Below are 15,390 nucleotides of genomic sequence, written 5' to 3'. Positions count from 1 at the left end.
GTTGTGGTGTGGGCGGGCGGGACTCGAAGGGGCAGCCGCGACGGCGCGCGACGTAAGCACCGAGGGAGGGGACGGAGTGGCCGACGGAGGCGCGCAGCGATCGCAGCGAGCCCTCGCAGCTGGGGCTTCGGTGGTGTTCGACGGCGATCCGTCGAGACCAATCTATAATCGGGCGACACCGCCGCTCGGAGCTACGAGCGAATCAAAAAACCGCCTACCGCTTATCCCTCCAGTTCGAACGCGACCTCGACTTCCGCCTGATACTCGCGGTCGGCCGCGCTGTCCAACTCGACGCCGAACTCCTCGACCTCGACCCAGTAGACGTTGTCCAGCGTGTCCTCGGCGCGGTCGATGGCGTCGTCGGCCGCGGCGTCGAAGCTCTCCTCGCTCGTCCCGATCAGCGTGATTTTCTTGAAAACCATGTCACGTGCTGGTAGGACGCACGGGGGGATAAAAATAGGCGTCGCGGGACGGGCCCGTGGCTGGAGGACCCCTACGGACTTCCGGGCGCGCCTTCCATCACCGCGAAGTCCTCGCCGTCGTGGTCGATGCCGATGACCGCCCAGTCGTAGGGAGGTTTCGAGGCGACGAGCCGCTCTTGGAGGTCGGCCGCGCGGTCGCGCCACGTGACGAAACACCGGAGTCGCGGTGTGTCGCCCCCGTTTTCGAGATACGGGTCGAGGTCGTCGTCGTCCAGACACAGCACCGTCACGAGGACGCGCCGCCACTTGCGCTCCGCGACGAACTCGCGTCCGCCCTCGGAGACGGTGTAACCCAGTTCGCGGAAGACGTCTCTGGCCTCGGTCGTCGGGGGGATGCTCACAGTGGCCATCTACCTCGAAGTTCGGCACCATCCGTGATAAACTTTCTCACGATTTCGGACAGAGAGAACCGGCTGGGCGGCCGGGAACGCCGCGGAGAGCCGCGAGCGAGTCCCATCGCCGGAGGCTCACTCGTGGGCCGCGTCCCACTCGTCCGGCTTCCGGAGGTTTCCGCACTCGGTACACTGGATCCGGCCCATCGTGTCCATCGCGGTGTCGAACGACCCGCAGTTGCCGCAGCGGAACCCCCAGCGGGACTCCCCCGCCTCGTCCGCGAACACGAGGTAGAAGGGGCCGTCCGCGCCGCGCTCCGTGCGCGACCGGTCGGTGTACACGCGTTCCCCGTCCGGTGTCGTCGTCGCTTCCAGCGTCATACCTCTCGCTACCCGGCGGAGCGACTTAAGCGGCGGACTCGACGGTCGGGGGAAAACGGAAACGAAGCGGAGGCCGGAACCGCCCCGGTGACGGCGGGGAACCGCTACGTGCGGAACGACTCGCCGCAGCCGCACTCGGAGACGACGTTCGGGTTCTCGACCTCGAAGCCGGCCGCCTGAAGCCCGTGTTCGTAGTCGAGCGTGCTCCCGCCGATGTAGTTCTTGCTCGCGGGATCGACGAACACCCGGAGGTCGTGGTGTTCCACGACGAGGTCGTCTTCCTCCGGCTCGGTGTCGAAGCGCATCCCGTAGGACAGCCCCGCGCAGCCGCCCTGCTGGACGAACAGTCGCAGTCCGGCGATGTCGGTGTCGAGTCCCTCGCCCTCCAAGAGCGAGAGCGCCTCCTCGGCGGCGTCCGGCGTCACCTCGATCGCCGGGTCGTTCCCCTCGGTCCCGGTGTCGGCCGGTTCGGTACTCATGCGAACGCGTTCGGCGTCGACACTCAAAACCCTGCCGGCGGGAGCGACCGGTCAGGTCGCTGCGTCGGCGCTCGATTCCGCGTCCGCGCTCGGATCCGCGTCAGTGTTCGGCTCCTGCTCGGGATCGGGCGCGCCGTCGCGAGCGGCCGCCGCGGGTCCGACGGCCCCGCTGACCGTCACGTCGCGTTTCGGGTACGGGATCTCGATGCCCGCGTCGCCGAGCGCCACGTACAGCGCCCGGTTGAGTTCGTGTTGCGCGCGGCGGCGACGGGTGGGCCCGTTCACCCAACAGAGGATCTCGTACTGGAGCGACGAGTCGCCGAACGACCGGAACCGCGCCCGTGGCTTCGGGGAGTCGAGGACCAGCGGCTCGGCTCCCACGACATCCATCGCGAGCGCCTCGAAGGCGTCCACGTCCGTCCCGTAGGCGACGCCGATCGGGACCCGGACGCGGCGGCGGCGCCGGGGCGCAGACTCGTTCGTCACCTTCGAGGCGTTGAGCGCCGCGTTCGGCACCGTCACCAACACCTCGTCGCGGGTGAGCAGCGTCGTCGAGCGCACGCCGACCTTGATCACGGTGCCCGCCGTGCCGTCGTCCAAGACGATGTAGTCGCCGATCTTGTAGGTGTCGTCGAAGTACAGCGCGATCCCGCCGAAGAAGTTCGCGACGGTGTCCTTCGCGGCGAAGCCGACCGCGATGCCGGCGACGCCCGCCGCACCGAGCAGGGGCGTGATCTCGATGCCCCACAGCCACAGCAGGGTCCCGGCGCTCCCGACCAGCACCGCGAGCGTCCAGACGTTCGAGAAGACGGGCGCGAAGTCGAACCGGCCGCCCTCGGCGTTGACCGCGGCGACGAGCCGGTTCACGACGCCGTTGGCCGCGTACGCCCAGACGAGGACGATCACCGACAGCGACGGCAGCCCGAACACCGCGTCGAGCAGCCGCGGCTCGACGAGCACCGACGTCCGGACCGACGGCACCTGCGTGAGCACGTACACTCCCGCGAGCGCGGCGGTGACGACGAGCGGGGCGCGGAGCGACGAGAGGACGATGTCGTCGTAGCCGGTGTCCGTGTGGGAGACGTAGCGGCGGGCGACCCGGAGGACGACGAACTCCATGGCCAAGGCGCCGGCGACCGAGACGACGAGGACCGCCACCGTCGCCTCCAGCGCGGAGAATCCCTCAAACAGCGTCAGCGGCGACGGAAACATACCGTCCCGAGGCGGCTCCGCAAGATAACCGTTTCTGCGGGGGACGCGTCGCTCACCAGGTCACGGCGTCGTCTCGACGAGGCCGACGAGGTCGCGGAGGGTGTCGATCTCCGCGGTCGGCTCAACATCGAGATCGAGGGCGGCGTTGTGCTCGCGCCTGAGGAACACGCCGTCGAGTCCGGCCCGTTCGGCGGCGATCACGTCGGTGGCGCGGTCGCCGACGTAGAGCCCCGCGCTCGCGTCGAGCGCGTCGAGCGCCTCGTTCAGGTAGTGCGGGTCCGGCTTGCGGCGGCGGAACCCCTCCGGACCGAGGTCGCGGCCGCGGGCGAACGAGAACGCGTCGAGCCGGAAGTGGTCGACGACGAACTCCACGGTCGGGTGGTAGTTGTTGCTCACGAGCCCGACGGGGACGCGCTCGGCGATCTCGCCGATCGCGTCGACATCGGGGCAGAGCCGTCTCGTCCCGGCCGCGAGCCGGGCGACGGACCGCTTCGCGCCGCACTCCTCGCGGGCCCGGAACAGGGCCGCGGGATCGACGCCTAACTCCTCGCAGGCGCCTCGGAAGTCGTCGTCGTACGCGTGCGTCTCAAGCGGACGCCGGAGGTCCCCGGTCACCCGCAGGTCCCGTTCCTCCAGCACGTCGTCAAGCGCGCGGCTGTGAACGACGTCGTCGGTCCCCCAGCCGTCGAGAATCACGCCGTCCATGTCGAAGAGGACGACTCCGTCGGTCGCTCGGTCGTTCCGGTCGTCTGTATCGTGAATCGCTGTCATGTGTGGTTCCGTTTTGTCGTCGGTTCGCGTGTCGCTCCGCCTCGCGGTCGGCATCAGCGCACTTTCCGTCGAGCGTACGCCGACACGCCTTCACTCACCAGCACGACGCCGAGGATGGCGATCAGCAGCGCCGACACCGTCCGCCACGCGAACGAGTCGATCGCCTCGAACAGCTGGACGCCGATCCCCCCGGCGCCGACGAACCCGAGGATCGTCGCCGCGCGGACGTTGATGTCCCACCGGTACACGCTGAGCCCGACCAAGGCCGGCTTGATCTGCGGGACGATCCCGTAGATCAGCAGCTGGGCTGGACTCGCGCCGGTCGCCCGGACCCCCTCCACCTGCCCGAAGTCGATCTCCTCGATCTCCTCGCCGAGGAGCTTCGCCAGGAACCCGATCGACCGGACCGCGGTCGCGACGGTGCCCGCGAGCGCGCCCGGCCCGAGCATCACGACGAACAGCAGCGCCCAGACGATCGTGTGGACCGACCGCGAGACCGTGACGATGAGCTTCCCGAGCGCGTACGTCGCCCGGTTCGGCGTCGTGTTCTCGGCGGAGATGTACGCGACCGGGGCCGCCATCATCACCGCCGCGATCGTCCCGACGACGGCGATCTGTATTGTTTCGGCGAGCGGGCCGACCGCGTTCGGCAGGTAGCCCCAGTCCGGCGGGACCATCCGCCCGAAGAGGTCACCGACCTGCGCCGGCGCGGTGGTCACGTACTGGAGGCTCATGTCGAGCCACTCCCACGAGCCGACCACGACGGCGACGGCGACGAGCGCACCGCCGATCCGGAAGAGCCGCTCTCGCGCGTCGAACCGGCTCCACTCGCGCGTGGCGCCCGCCATCACTGGACCCTCCGTCTGACGACGGCGCTCACGAACTCGGCGACGAGGACCACCGCGATGATCGCGATGAGAATTGCCGCCACGTAGTCGTACTCGTACCGTTGGTAGGCCCGCTGGAGGAGGACGCCGATCCCGCCGGCGCCGACGATCCCAACGATCGTCGACGACCGGATGTTGATGTCCCAGCGGTACACGGCGAGCCCGGCGAAGCGCGGAACGACCTGCGGGACGACCCCGTAGACGAGGCTCTGGAACCGAGAGGCGCCGGTCGCCCGGACTGCCTCGACGCCACCCATGTCGATATCCTCCAAGTCCTCGGCGAACAGCTTCGAAAAGAAGCCGATCGTTTTGAAACTGATCGCGACGATCCCCGCGAGCGGGCCGAACCCGAGCGCGATGACGGCGACGATCGCGACGATCAGTCCGTCGATGGCACGCGTGGCGCTGATGATACCGCGACTGAGGTAGTAGGTCGGCTTCGGTGAAATGTTCTCGGCCGCTCCGAACGCGACCGGCAGGCTGATCGCGATCCCGGCGACGGTCGCGACCATCGCCATCGCGATCGTCTCGATCATGCGGTCAAACAGCCTGAGCGTGTATTCGCTGCCGGTCTCGGGCGGCAGCATCGAGTCGATCAGCTCGTAGCCGTAGCCGAGTCCCGAGAGGAACCGCCCGAGGGTGATCTGTAGGCTCGCCACCGACCAGACGACGAGCGCGAGGACGGCCCCGTACACTGCCCACTTTGTGTACCGGTTCCGGAACGCGGTCGGCCGTCGCCACGTCCGTCTGTCCGCCGCGCCCGCCGACCCGGCCGGCGAGGACGACTCGGTCGCCACGGGTCAGTCCTCCGCGGGCAGGCGGTCGGAACCGGCATCCTGCCCGTTCCGCGCGCTCGACTCACCGTTCGAACCCGAGTCATCGTTCGCCCCCGACAGCCAGTCCGGGTCGGTCACGGCCGACTCCGGCGGCTCCTCCCCCCGGTAGATGACGCCCTTCGACTCGTCGGTGAGGTCGCTCGCCGGCCCGTCGAAGACGAGTTCGCCGGCGTGAAGCCCGAGGATTCGGTCCGCGTACGCCTCCGCGAGGTCAACCTCGTGGATGTTGATCAGCACGGGCACGTCGCGGTCCTCGGCGATGTCGGTGAGCAGCTCCATTACGTCGCGGGAGGTCTCGGGGTCGAGGCTGGAGGTCGGCTCGTCGGCCAGCAGAATCTTCGGCTCCTGGACGACCGCCCTCGCGATGCCGACGCGCTGGCGCTGCCCGCCCGAGAGCTCGTCGACCCGCTTGTTCTCCATGCCGTTGAGTCCGACGAGGTCCAGCAGCTCGTAGGCGCGCTCGACATCGTCCGGCGGGAAGTTCCGCCGGAGCGCCGCCCAGTTCGAGACGTAGCCGAGCCGCCCGGAGAGCACGTTCTCCATCACGGTGAGCCGTTCGACGAGGTTGTACTCCTGGAACACCATGCCGATGTTCCGGCGCGCGTTCCGCAGCCCGTCGTCGTCCAGCGCCGTCAGCTCCGTGTCGTCGAGGCGAATACTTCCCGCCGTCGGCTCGACTAGCCGGTTGACACATCGGACGAACGTGCTCTTGCCGGCCCCGCTCGGGCCGATCATCGCCACGACCTCGCGGCCGTCGATCCGCACGGAGACGTCGCTGAGCGCCTCGTCGCCGGTCGGGTACGTCTTTCCGAGCTTCTCCGTTTCGAGCATCGTTACAGGTTCCCGCTCTCGTACTCGACGCCGTTGTACCGCTGGATGATCAGGATGTCGTTGAACACCTTCTTGTAGTCGATTTCGACGTACTCGGCCTCACCGGTGTTTTCGGCGTACTCGGTGTCCGTCCAGTCGGTCCCGATGGTCGCCTCCTTGATCCCTTCGACGATGTCCGGGTGAAGGTCGTAGCGGTGGACCATCGGACCCGGCGGGAACGGGTTGCTCGCCCAGACCACTTTGAAGTCGTCGTAGTCGATGTCCTCCGTCGACTGGACGAGGTCGTCGACGCAGGTGCTACAGATCGGCCCGGCGTCGTAGTCGCCGGCCGCGATGCCGCGGGCGGTCTGGTCGTGGCCGCCCGAGAACTCCCTCTCGTAGTCCTCTCCGGCCGTCACGTCGAAAAACTGGTCGAACAGCGCCGACGGCGCCTGGTTGCCGGAGTTCGACGCCGGCTCGGAGTGCGTGACTGTGACATCGTCGCGCGCGAAGTCGTTGACGGACTGGATGTCATGCTCGTCGTCGCGGGTGATCGCCAGCAGCCGGTAGCCGAACTGTCCGGAGGGACTTCTCGGGACCGCGAACGGAACGACGCCGCCGAGGTTGACCCCGAAGGCGGACGTCCCGGTCGAGATATCGCCCAGATGTCCGCGCCCCGCCCGGAACGACTCGACCGTCGCCGCGTTGGAGTCGACTGGCTGCCACTCGACCGTCCGGCCCGTCGTCTCCTCGAGCCGGTCCAGCAACGGCTGGATGGTATCCTGGTACTGCGACTGGCCGGACTCACCGGGCTTGTCCACGAAGATGAGCGGGTCGGGATCGACCCATTCGCTCTCGTCGTCGGGCAGATCCCGCGGCGGCTCGCCGTGAGCGATCTCGTCGACGTCCTGGTTCCGCATGTTCTCCAGGTCCGTCTGGCTCCCCTGAAAGTAGTCGTTCTCCGAGACCGCCGTCATCAGGTAGTTGTTCTCCTCCCAGCCGGGCTCGGCGGGATCGAACTCCGAGGCGTCCGCGAGCATCGGGTCGCTTGATCCGCCGTCGCCGCCGTCGCCGTCCTCGCTGCCCGAATCGAGGCCCGCGCCGGCCTCGCCGTCTCCGCTCCCGCCGGAACAGCCTGCCAGACCGGCGATCCCGACCGCCCCGCCGGCCAGGATGAACTTACGCCGTGAACTCGATTCCCGCCGTTGAGTTATGTCTTCCACCATTACGGATTGGAAACGTGTTTTCAAGGCGAAGAAGCCTGCTATGAGCCGAATATGGCCGTCTAGACTGCTCCGTGGTGGGCCAGAACACACCATGAGGGGACGGGCCGCTCCGTACCCGTTCGGATCGATCTATGACGGTATATACCGCTCCGGAGGCGGGGCATCCTCTCCGGGTCAGGCGGGGCCGGGGAGCGGGGAGGCGACGGGACGGCGAGTCACTGGAACCGCTTCCGGACGCTCTCCGCGTGCGCCTCCAACCCCTCCGCCTCGGCGAGGGAGGTGATCGTCTCCGAGAGGTCATCGAGTGCGTCGCGGTCGAGGCGCTGGACCGTCGACGACCGGAGGAACGTGTCCACGGAGAGCCCACCGTAGCGCTTCGCGCCGCCGTTCGTCGGCAGCACGTGGTTCGTCCCGGCCGCGTAGTCGCCCGCGGCGACCGGCGAGTGCGGGCCGAGGAAGACGGAGCCGGCGTTGGTGATCCGGTCGAGAAGCGCCTCGTCGTCGTCGGCCACGATCGAGAGGTGTTCGGCGGCGTACTCCTCGGCGAACAGCACGGCCTCGGGCATCGACCGCGCGTGGAGCACGCCGGAGGCCTCGTTGTCGAGCGCGGCCCGGATCGTCTCCTCGCGCTCACGCTCGGCCGCCTGCGCCTCGACCGCGTCAGCGACCGCCGCGGCGAGGTCGGCGTCGTCCGTGACCGCGACCACGGAGGCGTTCGGGTCGTGTTCGGCCTGCGCGACGAGGTCGGCCGCCACGAGGGCGGGGTCCGCCGTCTCGTCCGCGAGGACAAGCACCTCGCTCGGGCCGGCGAGGAAGTCGATTTCGGCGTCGCCTTGGACGATCGACTTCGCGGCCGTGACCCACTTGTTCCCGGGGCCCACAATCTTCTGGACCCGCGTCACCGTCTCCGTGCCGTAGGCGAGCGCGGCGACAGCCTGCGCGCCGCCGACCTGGTACACCGCGTCGGCCCCCGCCTCGTGGATCGCCGCGAGGGTGACCGGGTTCAGATCCGCCGCCGGCGGCGTGGCGACCGCGACGTGGTCGACGCCGGCGACGACCGCGGGGATGATCCCCATCAGCGCGCTGGAGGGGTACGCGGCCGCGCCGCCGGGCACGTACACGCCGACCCGGTCGATCGGACGGAACCGCCGCCCCAGCTCCCGGCCGCCGAAGTCGTCGCGCCAGTCCTCCGGGCGCTGCCGCTCGTGGAACTCGCGGACGTTCGCCGCGGCCTCGCGGACGGCGTCGAGGACCGGGTCGTCCGCGTCGGCCAGCTCGTCGTGCGCCCGCGCCGCGTCGTCCGTCACGTCGATGTTGCCGACGGCGACCCCGTCGAACTCCTCGGCGAACTCGCGGACCGCGACGTCGCCCTCCTCGCGGACCCGCTCGACGATCTCCCGCACGTCTTCGCGGACCCCCTCGACGCCGGCGTCGCGCTCGAAGAAGGCGCGGCGCTCGACCGGCGAGAGGTCCGCGACGGTTCGTACGTCCATACGCTTCGTGGGGGTCGGCGCGGCAAGGGCGTTCCGACTCGGGCGGCGCTGGCGGTGCCACGGCCGACCGGACGAGGCGGGCCGTCGCCGCTCACGTTAGCGGGCGGATACCCGTCAGATCGAGGAGGGCGAGGACGACGAGACCGGCGAGCAGCCCGGCCGCCGCGAAGAGGACGGGCGCCGACGCGGCGACGGCGACCCCGTAGGGCGCCACCAGTCGGGTCGTGCCGCGGATGAGGAAGGAGACGAACACGAGACCGAACGCGGCGAACGCGAGGGCGACGAACCGGGAGCGGTCCACGGGCGTTCAGTCCGTCTGGGGAACGCCCGTGCCGTGGGGTCCGTGGCCGTGGGACTCGCGGCTGGGGTCGAAATCGGTACACATGTCGTAGAACACCGCCTCGGGGTCGCGGTTCCACTGCCACTTCCAGCGGGTGCGGACCAGCAGCGACAGCTTCCGGGTGAGCGACAGCTCCGGGGTCGTCGAGACGGTGTCGTACCCGAGGTTCCGGATGAGGCGGTGGTGGTCGACGTACAGCACCGCCGCGAGCAGCACCGCGAGCTGGCAGTCCTCGGGGAGGTACTTGATCCCCGCGACGCCCTCCTCGTAGAGGCGCTCCGTGCGGGCCATCTCCTCGCGGATCGCAGCCGCGACATCCTCGTCGAACTCCAAGTCGAGGATCTGCTGCTCGCTCACGCCGTGGCGCCGCAGGGTCTCTAGGGGGAGGTAGATCCGGTCGCGCTCGACGACGTCCTCGCGGACGTCCCGGAGGAAGTTCGTCATCTGGAACGCCTCGCCGAGCTTCGTGGCGTGCGGGAGCGCCTCGGCCTCCTCCTCCGGATCGAGGTCCATGATCGACGTCATCATCCGCCCGACGGCGGCGGCGGAGCCGTCCATGTACGCCTCTAGGTCCGCGTAGGTTTCGTAGCGGTCGGTGTCGATGTCGCTCTCCATCGCGTCCACGAACGAGTGAACGTCCGCGTCGGCGATGCCGTTCCGCTCGCGCACCTCGGAGAACGCCTCCAACACGGGGTCGTCGGTCGGCTCCTCGCCGAGCGCGGCCGCCCGGAGCCGGTCGAGTTCGGCCCGCTGCTCGGCGGGCGGCGCCGTGTCTTCGGCGTCGACGACCTCGTCGGCGATCCGGAAGAATCCGTACAGCACGTACGTCGGGTGACGAATCCGCTGCGGCAGTAGCCGGGTGGCGACGTGGAAGGTCTTCCCGGTGCGGCGCTGGATCCGCTTGCTCCGGGCAACCTGCTTTTGCTCTACCATGCTGACCTCGGTGGGTCGGCAAGGAGGGTCATGTACGGGTCGCCCATCATAAAAGAAAGGTCGGCCTCCAAGAACATAACAGTTCGCACGACACAGTTCGGGTGCCGATCGACCCCGGCCGTGCCGGCGATCGACGCGGCGCGCGGCGCGACCGACGGCTCAGTAGAACGTGTCGCTACAGTCGTAGACGACGCCGTGCGCCGGACAGACGTACTTACAGTGCCGGTGGTACATCGGGGTCTCGCAGACCGGACACGGGCGACCGCCGTCGTCCGCGGGGGCATCGCTCACGGCGGACACACGCGGTCGAGAGGCAAAACCCTATCCACCGTTCACCGCGTCGAGATACCTGACCAGTCAGTCGTCGAGGGCGCCCCGGAAGCGAGTTACTCGTCCGCCAGTCGGTCGTACACCGAGCGAGCGACCGTCTCCTCGCCGAACGGGAGGGTTAACACGCCCCCCCACTCGGAGCCGGTGAGCGCCCCCACCGTCTCCCCGTCGAGTTCGACGCGCCGCACCTCGGTCCCGTCGAGCGTCATCGACACCACGAACGCCGCCGGGTCGTCGGTCGCCCCCGCCTCGTCGAGGCGGCTCCGGAACGACTCGATCCCCGCCTCGGAGAGCACGACCTGGACGAGGTACTCGCCGTCTTGGGAGAAGACGCCCTTGACGCGGTCGAGGTCGCTCGCGTCGAACAGCAGCGCGTCGGTCCCGTCGTCGCCGGTCACCCGCGCGACGAACGGCGCGTCGGGATCGACGCCGGCCGACGAGGGACCGGACCCGCCCCCTCCGTCGGCGGACGCGCCGCCCGTCGGTCCCGGACCGTCGCCGCCGATGCCGCCGGCCGCCTCGCCGTCCGTCACCGCCGTCGCGCCCGCGAAGCCGACGGCGCCGACCGCACAGACCGCGCCGAGGCCGCCGAGCACGCCCCGTCGAGAGATGTCCATACCCTGCGGTTTCGGCGAGCGGTGAAAAGGATTACACGCCGATTTCCGCGCGCGATAATTGCGGAAATCCGGAACGTTCGACATCCGGAACGCTCGCCGCCGGTTACTCGGCGGCGAAGGCGACCTCGTCGCGGGTCGCCGTCTCGCCGAACAGCCACTCGGCGTGGTCGACCGCGTACTCGCGGTGGTCCTCGGTGATGTAGCCGAGCGCGTCCTCGACGACGACCGGGCGGTAGTCTCGGAGGCCCGCGCTCCCGGCCGTGTGGAGGACGCAGACGTTCGCGAGCGTGCCGCAGATCAGCAGGTCGTCGATGCCGTGCGCGTCGAGGTACCCCTCCAAGTCCGTCCGGTAGAAGGCGTCGTAGGTGTGCTTCTCGACGACGTGGTCGTCGTCGCGCACGTCGAGGTCGGCGACGAGTTCGGCGTCCCACGACCCCTCGACGACGTGTTCGCCCCACCGGTCGAACTCGTCGTAGTAGTGGGTCTCGTCGAACTGCTCGGGCGGGTGGACGTCGCGGGTGTAGACCACGCTCGCACCGGCCTCCCGGGCGCGGTCGACGAGCGCCGTCACCGGCTCGACCGCCGCCTCGCTCGGCTCGGCGTAGAGGCTCCCGTCGGGGTGACAGAACCCGTTTTGCATGTCGACGACGACCACCGCGGTTGCTGTCGGATCGAACGCCATACCGGCGGTTAGCGCGCAGGGGGCAAAAACCGTCGTCCGTTCCGCGAGGTCCGCGCGGCGATCCGCCGACACGGCAGGAAAAAATCCGCCGGCCGCGGCGCCGAAGGAACCGACAAACTACTTACCGGGGCGGCCGATAAATCTCGTATGCGACGGGTTCTCAGCCCCTCGACCGCGGCCGCGATCGTTGCCGCGGTCGCCGTCCTGTGTGTCGCCTTCACCGCCGGCGTCGCCGCCGCCCCCGACGCCGGCGCGGTCCCCGCCGAGTCGGCCGGGAACGGCCCCGTGACGTCCGACGCCGTGCCCTCCGCGTCGGCCGAGGAGTGCGGTCCTGGTGACGGCACCGAACTGGTGGGCTGTTGGAACGGGACCCACTACGAGGAGTCGGTCGACTTCGCGGAGACCGACGGACTCAACGAGACGCAGTTGGCGGCGCTGACGGACCTGACGATGGCGCGCGTCGAACACGTCCGTCAGCGCCCATTCCGGGAGGACGTGCCGGTCGAGACGGTCTCCCGGAGCGAGTACCTCAACGACACGGCGAGCGGGAACGGCTCCGAGGCGTTCCGGCGCTGGAACGACCAGGTGTGGGAGGCGCTGTTCGTCGTCGGCGACGACGCGAACGCCAACAGCGAGATCGACTCGGTGTTCGGCGGCGCGGTCTCTGGCTTCTACTCGCCGACGGCGGACCAGATCGTCATCGTCGTCCCCGACGGGGAGTCGCCGGATATCGACCCCTCCACGCTGGCGCACGAGCTCCTCCACGCGATGCAAGACCAGTACCACGACCTCACCGACCCGCGCTACGTCGGCGCGACGCAGGACGGCGACCTCGCGGTCGACGGGATCGTCGAGGGGGAGGCGGTCCACGTCGAGGAGCGGTACGCCGCCCGCTGCGCCGACAACTGGACCTGCGCCGAGCCGCCCGAGAGCGGCGGGGGCGGCGGCGACGTGCCCGACTTCAACTTCGGCATTCTCCAGACCGTCCTCCAGCCGTACGGCGACGGCGCGCTGTACGTCCGCGAGCTGCGCGACGAGGGGGGCTGGGCCGCCGTCAACGAGACGATGAACGACCCGCCGGCGTCGACGGCGGAGGTCATCCACCGGGACCCCGACTACGAGGAGCGCAGCGTGAGCTTCGAGGACGCCGCGACCGGCGGGTGGGAGACGTACGCGGACCAGGGGGTCGACGGCGCGGAGACAGCGGGCGAGGCGTCGATGTTCGTGATGTTCTGGTACCAGAGCGCCGGGGTGCGGTTCGACGGCGGATACGAGTATTCGGTGCTCGAGCCGGACCGGTCCCCCGCGGAGAACTACAACGTCCACTTCCGGACCGACGCGGAGCTCCAAACCCGGGGACTGTACAACTACGCGCACCCCGTGACCGAGGGGTGGGCCGGCGACGAGCTGTACCCCTACCGGAACGGCGAGCGTGACGGCTACGTCTGGGCGACCGAGTGGCAAACCGAGGGCGACGCCGCGGCGTTCCGCGACGCCTACGTGCGGATGCTGACCGCGCACGGCGACGGCGACTACGCCGAGGGGACCGTGTACGAGATCGGCGAGGAGAGCGACTTCCCCGGCGCGTACGGCGTCGAGCGTGACGGGACGAGCGTGACGATCACCCACGCGCCCTCGCCGGCGGGCGTCCTCGAACTCCGGCCGGACGCCGACCTCGCGCTCCCGGACGCGGGCGACGGGGCCGACGGCGGTGACGGCGGGAGCGACAGCGGCGACGACGGCGACGTGAGCGACGGAACTGACGGCGCCGACGGGGCGAACGGGAGCGACGACGGGAACGAGAGCGGCGACAGGGCGAACGAGAGCGACGACGGGAACGAGAGCGGAGACGGAACTGACGGCGCCGACAGGGCGAACGAGAGCGACGACGGGAACGAGAGTAGCGACACCGCCGGCAGCACTCCCGGATTCGGGGTCGCGGCGACGCTCGTCTCCGTTATGGCGGCGCTCGGGCTGTTCACACGGCGATCCACGTAAATCGCCTCGGGGTCAAGCCCCGAGGCTTTCGCGTGGACTCCCGTTCTATGCCTCAGCAGAGGCAGGGGAAACGTACTTCCCGCTCACGTTCAGCGCCCCGCGATTCAAGCGCACATCTACGGGTGCGCCTCCATCGTCTGCATTTTGCCGACGACGGAGATACTGTAAACCAATGTTCTTCGCAGCGTTGTAGTCTGCGTGATTCTCGTACCCACACTTCTGACACTCGAACGACTCGCCGTCGCGGTTGTCGTCGTGGGTAAACCCACACGTCGAGCACCGCTTTGACGTGTTACGCGGGTCAACTTGTACGACTTCGATGCCATGTTCTTCGGACTTGTATTCGACGTACTCGTAGAGGCGTCGAAACGCCCAGACGTGTTGCCACGCCGCCTCGGGAATATTCTCCCGAATGTGGGTCAAGTCCTCGAACACGATGTGCGAGCAGCCGCTCTTGATGGCCTCCTCGATGATCTCGTTCGCCACAGTGTGTAAGTGTGTCTCGAATCGCCCGTCCTCTTTCTGCCCGACTGATTCGATATTCTCGTGGGCATAACGGGAACCACATTGCTGGAGTGATCCACGACGGTTTTCGTATTCTCGACGCCAGTGGTTGAACTTGTCTGCCGACCAGAATCGCCCGGTTGAAGCAACGGCGAGGTTGTTCACGCCCAAATCCACACCAAGGACTGTTCTGTGCTTGGACTCAGATTCGGACGATCCCTCGTCTGCTTCGACCTTTCGCATCGAGGCGTGGAGATACCAGTCACCGTCGCGGTACTGTAAGTGCGCCATCCGAAACTCGAAGTCCCCGTCCGAGACGTACTTCGTTGGCGGCGTCTCAGAGCTGTCGGGAAGGATGTAGTCGCACTCAACACGCCCGTCAACGGTCGATAAGGATACGTGGTCGCGGTGGAACGTTGCACTTCGTTTGTCGTACACCGCGCTGTCTGCCGAGAAGTACGGTTGCGACGTGCTTTCTTCACGTTTGAGCCGTTCGACGCCGCTTTTGACGGCTTCGACCGCTCTGCGAATCCCTTTCTGGACGAGATTTGCGGTGAGGTCCGTTTCGTCACGGAGCTTGTCGTAGAGAGCACGTTCGGCTTTTTTGAGGTGACGTGGTACCCGTCGTTGCCGTGCCAGCACCAGTCGCTCGCGGTGTTGGCGCAGTGTTTGAACTGCTCGACCGTCTCTTGGAGGAGCGAGTCGGCCCCTTCGGGAGTGTCGAGCTTAATGACGGCGGTGCGACGGTATTCCACTGTGTTTCACACATATGGCTGATGTTATTTACAGGATTGGGAGTCAGCCTACCATCGTGGCGTGGTTTGTGCTATCTGCTGTCGGCTTCCTCCCCGACCTCAAGGGCTGTCTCTTACCCACAAATCGAGTCGTTGTTGCGGTCAATGAATCCGACCGAAGCCTCGATATCTGCAGACTTAACACTTCTATGAGACGATTTTGCTGATCTTGTTTACCACATCCAACAACCCCCCACTGCCGATATCACCGCCCGAATCACTCCCCTCCTCGATCTCTCGAGAATAGATATGGTTCGACAGCGTCTGAAACGTTTGTTTGGGA

The 15,390-nt window shown here is 68.2% G+C and carries 17 protein-coding genes and 1 pseudogene; 1 reads left to right on the top strand and 17 read right to left on the bottom strand.

Going from position 1 to position 15,390, the window contains the following annotated elements; translation table 11 throughout:
• Window positions 1–221 precede the first annotated feature (221 nt).
• The 16 genes from EXE52_RS16580 to EXE52_RS16510 form a co-directional block, all read right to left on the bottom strand.
• Window positions 222–422: a dodecin gene (locus EXE52_RS16580; RefSeq protein ID WP_049930142.1), complete on the bottom strand. Its 201-nt coding sequence runs from the start codon at window positions 420–422 to the stop codon at window positions 222–224.
• A gap of 71 nt (window positions 423–493) precedes the next feature.
• Window positions 494–832, bottom strand: coding sequence for a hypothetical protein (locus EXE52_RS16575; protein ID WP_089308372.1), 339 nt, complete (start codon window positions 830–832; stop codon window positions 494–496).
• Between the two features lie 117 nt (window positions 833–949).
• The gene (locus EXE52_RS16570) at window positions 950–1,195 is read right to left on the bottom strand and encodes a DUF5816 domain-containing protein (RefSeq protein ID WP_049930138.1); all 246 of its coding nucleotides are present in this window, start codon (window positions 1,193–1,195) and stop codon (window positions 950–952) included.
• Between the two features lie 104 nt (window positions 1,196–1,299).
• Window positions 1,300–1,674: an iron-sulfur cluster assembly accessory protein gene (locus EXE52_RS16565; protein ID WP_049930136.1), complete on the bottom strand. Its 375-nt coding sequence runs from the start codon at window positions 1,672–1,674 to the stop codon at window positions 1,300–1,302.
• A gap of 51 nt (window positions 1,675–1,725) precedes the next feature.
• On the bottom strand, window positions 1,726–2,886 hold the full coding sequence (locus tag EXE52_RS16560; protein WP_089308373.1) for a mechanosensitive ion channel family protein: 1,161 nt from the start codon (window positions 2,884–2,886) through the stop codon (window positions 1,726–1,728).
• A gap of 60 nt (window positions 2,887–2,946) precedes the next feature.
• The gene (locus EXE52_RS16555) at window positions 2,947–3,657 is read right to left on the bottom strand and encodes an HAD family hydrolase (RefSeq protein WP_089308415.1); all 711 of its coding nucleotides are present in this window, start codon (window positions 3,655–3,657) and stop codon (window positions 2,947–2,949) included.
• A gap of 53 nt (window positions 3,658–3,710) precedes the next feature.
• Window positions 3,711–4,505, bottom strand: a complete 795-nt coding sequence (phnE, locus tag EXE52_RS16550; RefSeq protein ID WP_089308374.1) for a phosphonate ABC transporter, permease protein PhnE — start codon at window positions 4,503–4,505, stop codon at window positions 3,711–3,713.
• Window positions 4,505–5,341, bottom strand: a complete 837-nt coding sequence (gene phnE / locus EXE52_RS16545) for a phosphonate ABC transporter, permease protein PhnE (RefSeq protein WP_089308375.1) — start codon at window positions 5,339–5,341, stop codon at window positions 4,505–4,507. The genes phnE (EXE52_RS16550) and phnE (EXE52_RS16545) overlap by 1 nt, the downstream gene beginning before the upstream one ends.
• A 3-nt stretch (window positions 5,342–5,344) precedes the next feature.
• Window positions 5,345–6,211 (bottom strand): phosphonate ABC transporter ATP-binding protein, encoded by an 867-nt coding sequence (phnC, locus tag EXE52_RS16540; protein WP_089308376.1) that lies wholly within the window; start codon window positions 6,209–6,211, stop codon window positions 5,345–5,347.
• Between the two features lie 2 nt (window positions 6,212–6,213).
• Window positions 6,214–7,416, bottom strand: coding sequence for a phosphate/phosphite/phosphonate ABC transporter substrate-binding protein (phnD, locus tag EXE52_RS16535; RefSeq protein WP_089308377.1), 1,203 nt, complete (start codon window positions 7,414–7,416; stop codon window positions 6,214–6,216).
• Between the two features lie 215 nt (window positions 7,417–7,631).
• Complete coding sequence (hisD, locus tag EXE52_RS16530; protein WP_089308378.1) at window positions 7,632–8,909, bottom strand: histidinol dehydrogenase; 1,278 nt, start codon at window positions 8,907–8,909, stop codon at window positions 7,632–7,634.
• 91 nt (window positions 8,910–9,000) lie between these two features.
• Window positions 9,001–9,210, bottom strand: a complete 210-nt coding sequence (locus EXE52_RS16525; RefSeq protein WP_049930132.1) for a hypothetical protein — start codon at window positions 9,208–9,210, stop codon at window positions 9,001–9,003.
• A 6-nt stretch (window positions 9,211–9,216) separates the two neighbouring features.
• Window positions 9,217–10,182, bottom strand: a complete 966-nt coding sequence (locus EXE52_RS16520) for a phytoene/squalene synthase family protein (protein WP_086220654.1) — start codon at window positions 10,180–10,182, stop codon at window positions 9,217–9,219.
• 159 nt (window positions 10,183–10,341) lie between these two features.
• Window positions 10,342–10,473, bottom strand: coding sequence for an HVO_2523 family zinc finger protein (locus tag EXE52_RS19065; RefSeq protein WP_254921840.1), 132 nt, complete (start codon window positions 10,471–10,473; stop codon window positions 10,342–10,344).
• A 95-nt stretch (window positions 10,474–10,568) separates the two neighbouring features.
• Window positions 10,569–11,129: a hypothetical protein gene (locus EXE52_RS16515; protein ID WP_089308379.1), complete on the bottom strand. Its 561-nt coding sequence runs from the start codon at window positions 11,127–11,129 to the stop codon at window positions 10,569–10,571.
• A 103-nt stretch (window positions 11,130–11,232) separates the two neighbouring features.
• Window positions 11,233–11,811, bottom strand: coding sequence for a cysteine hydrolase family protein (locus tag EXE52_RS16510; RefSeq protein ID WP_089308380.1), 579 nt, complete (start codon window positions 11,809–11,811; stop codon window positions 11,233–11,235).
• A 147-nt stretch (window positions 11,812–11,958) separates the two neighbouring features.
• Here EXE52_RS16510 and EXE52_RS16505 point away from each other — a divergent pair, with 147 nt between their 5' ends.
• Complete coding sequence (locus EXE52_RS16505) at window positions 11,959–13,809, top strand: Hvo_1808 family surface protein (RefSeq protein WP_089308381.1); 1,851 nt, start codon at window positions 11,959–11,961, stop codon at window positions 13,807–13,809.
• Window positions 13,810–13,854: 45 nt separating this feature from the next.
• On the opposite strand, the pseudogene EXE52_RS16500 reads toward EXE52_RS16505, so the two are convergent.
• A pseudogene (locus tag EXE52_RS16500) lies at window positions 13,855–15,068 on the bottom strand (RNA-guided endonuclease InsQ/TnpB family protein).
• Window positions 15,069–15,390 lie beyond the last annotated feature (322 nt).

Source organism: Halorubrum sp. CGM4_25_10-8A (assembly GCF_005435025.1).
GTDB lineage: Archaea > Halobacteriota > Halobacteria > Halobacteriales > Haloferacaceae > Halorubrum > Halorubrum ezzemoulense.
This window is presented reverse-complemented; position numbering and strand designations above follow the sequence as displayed.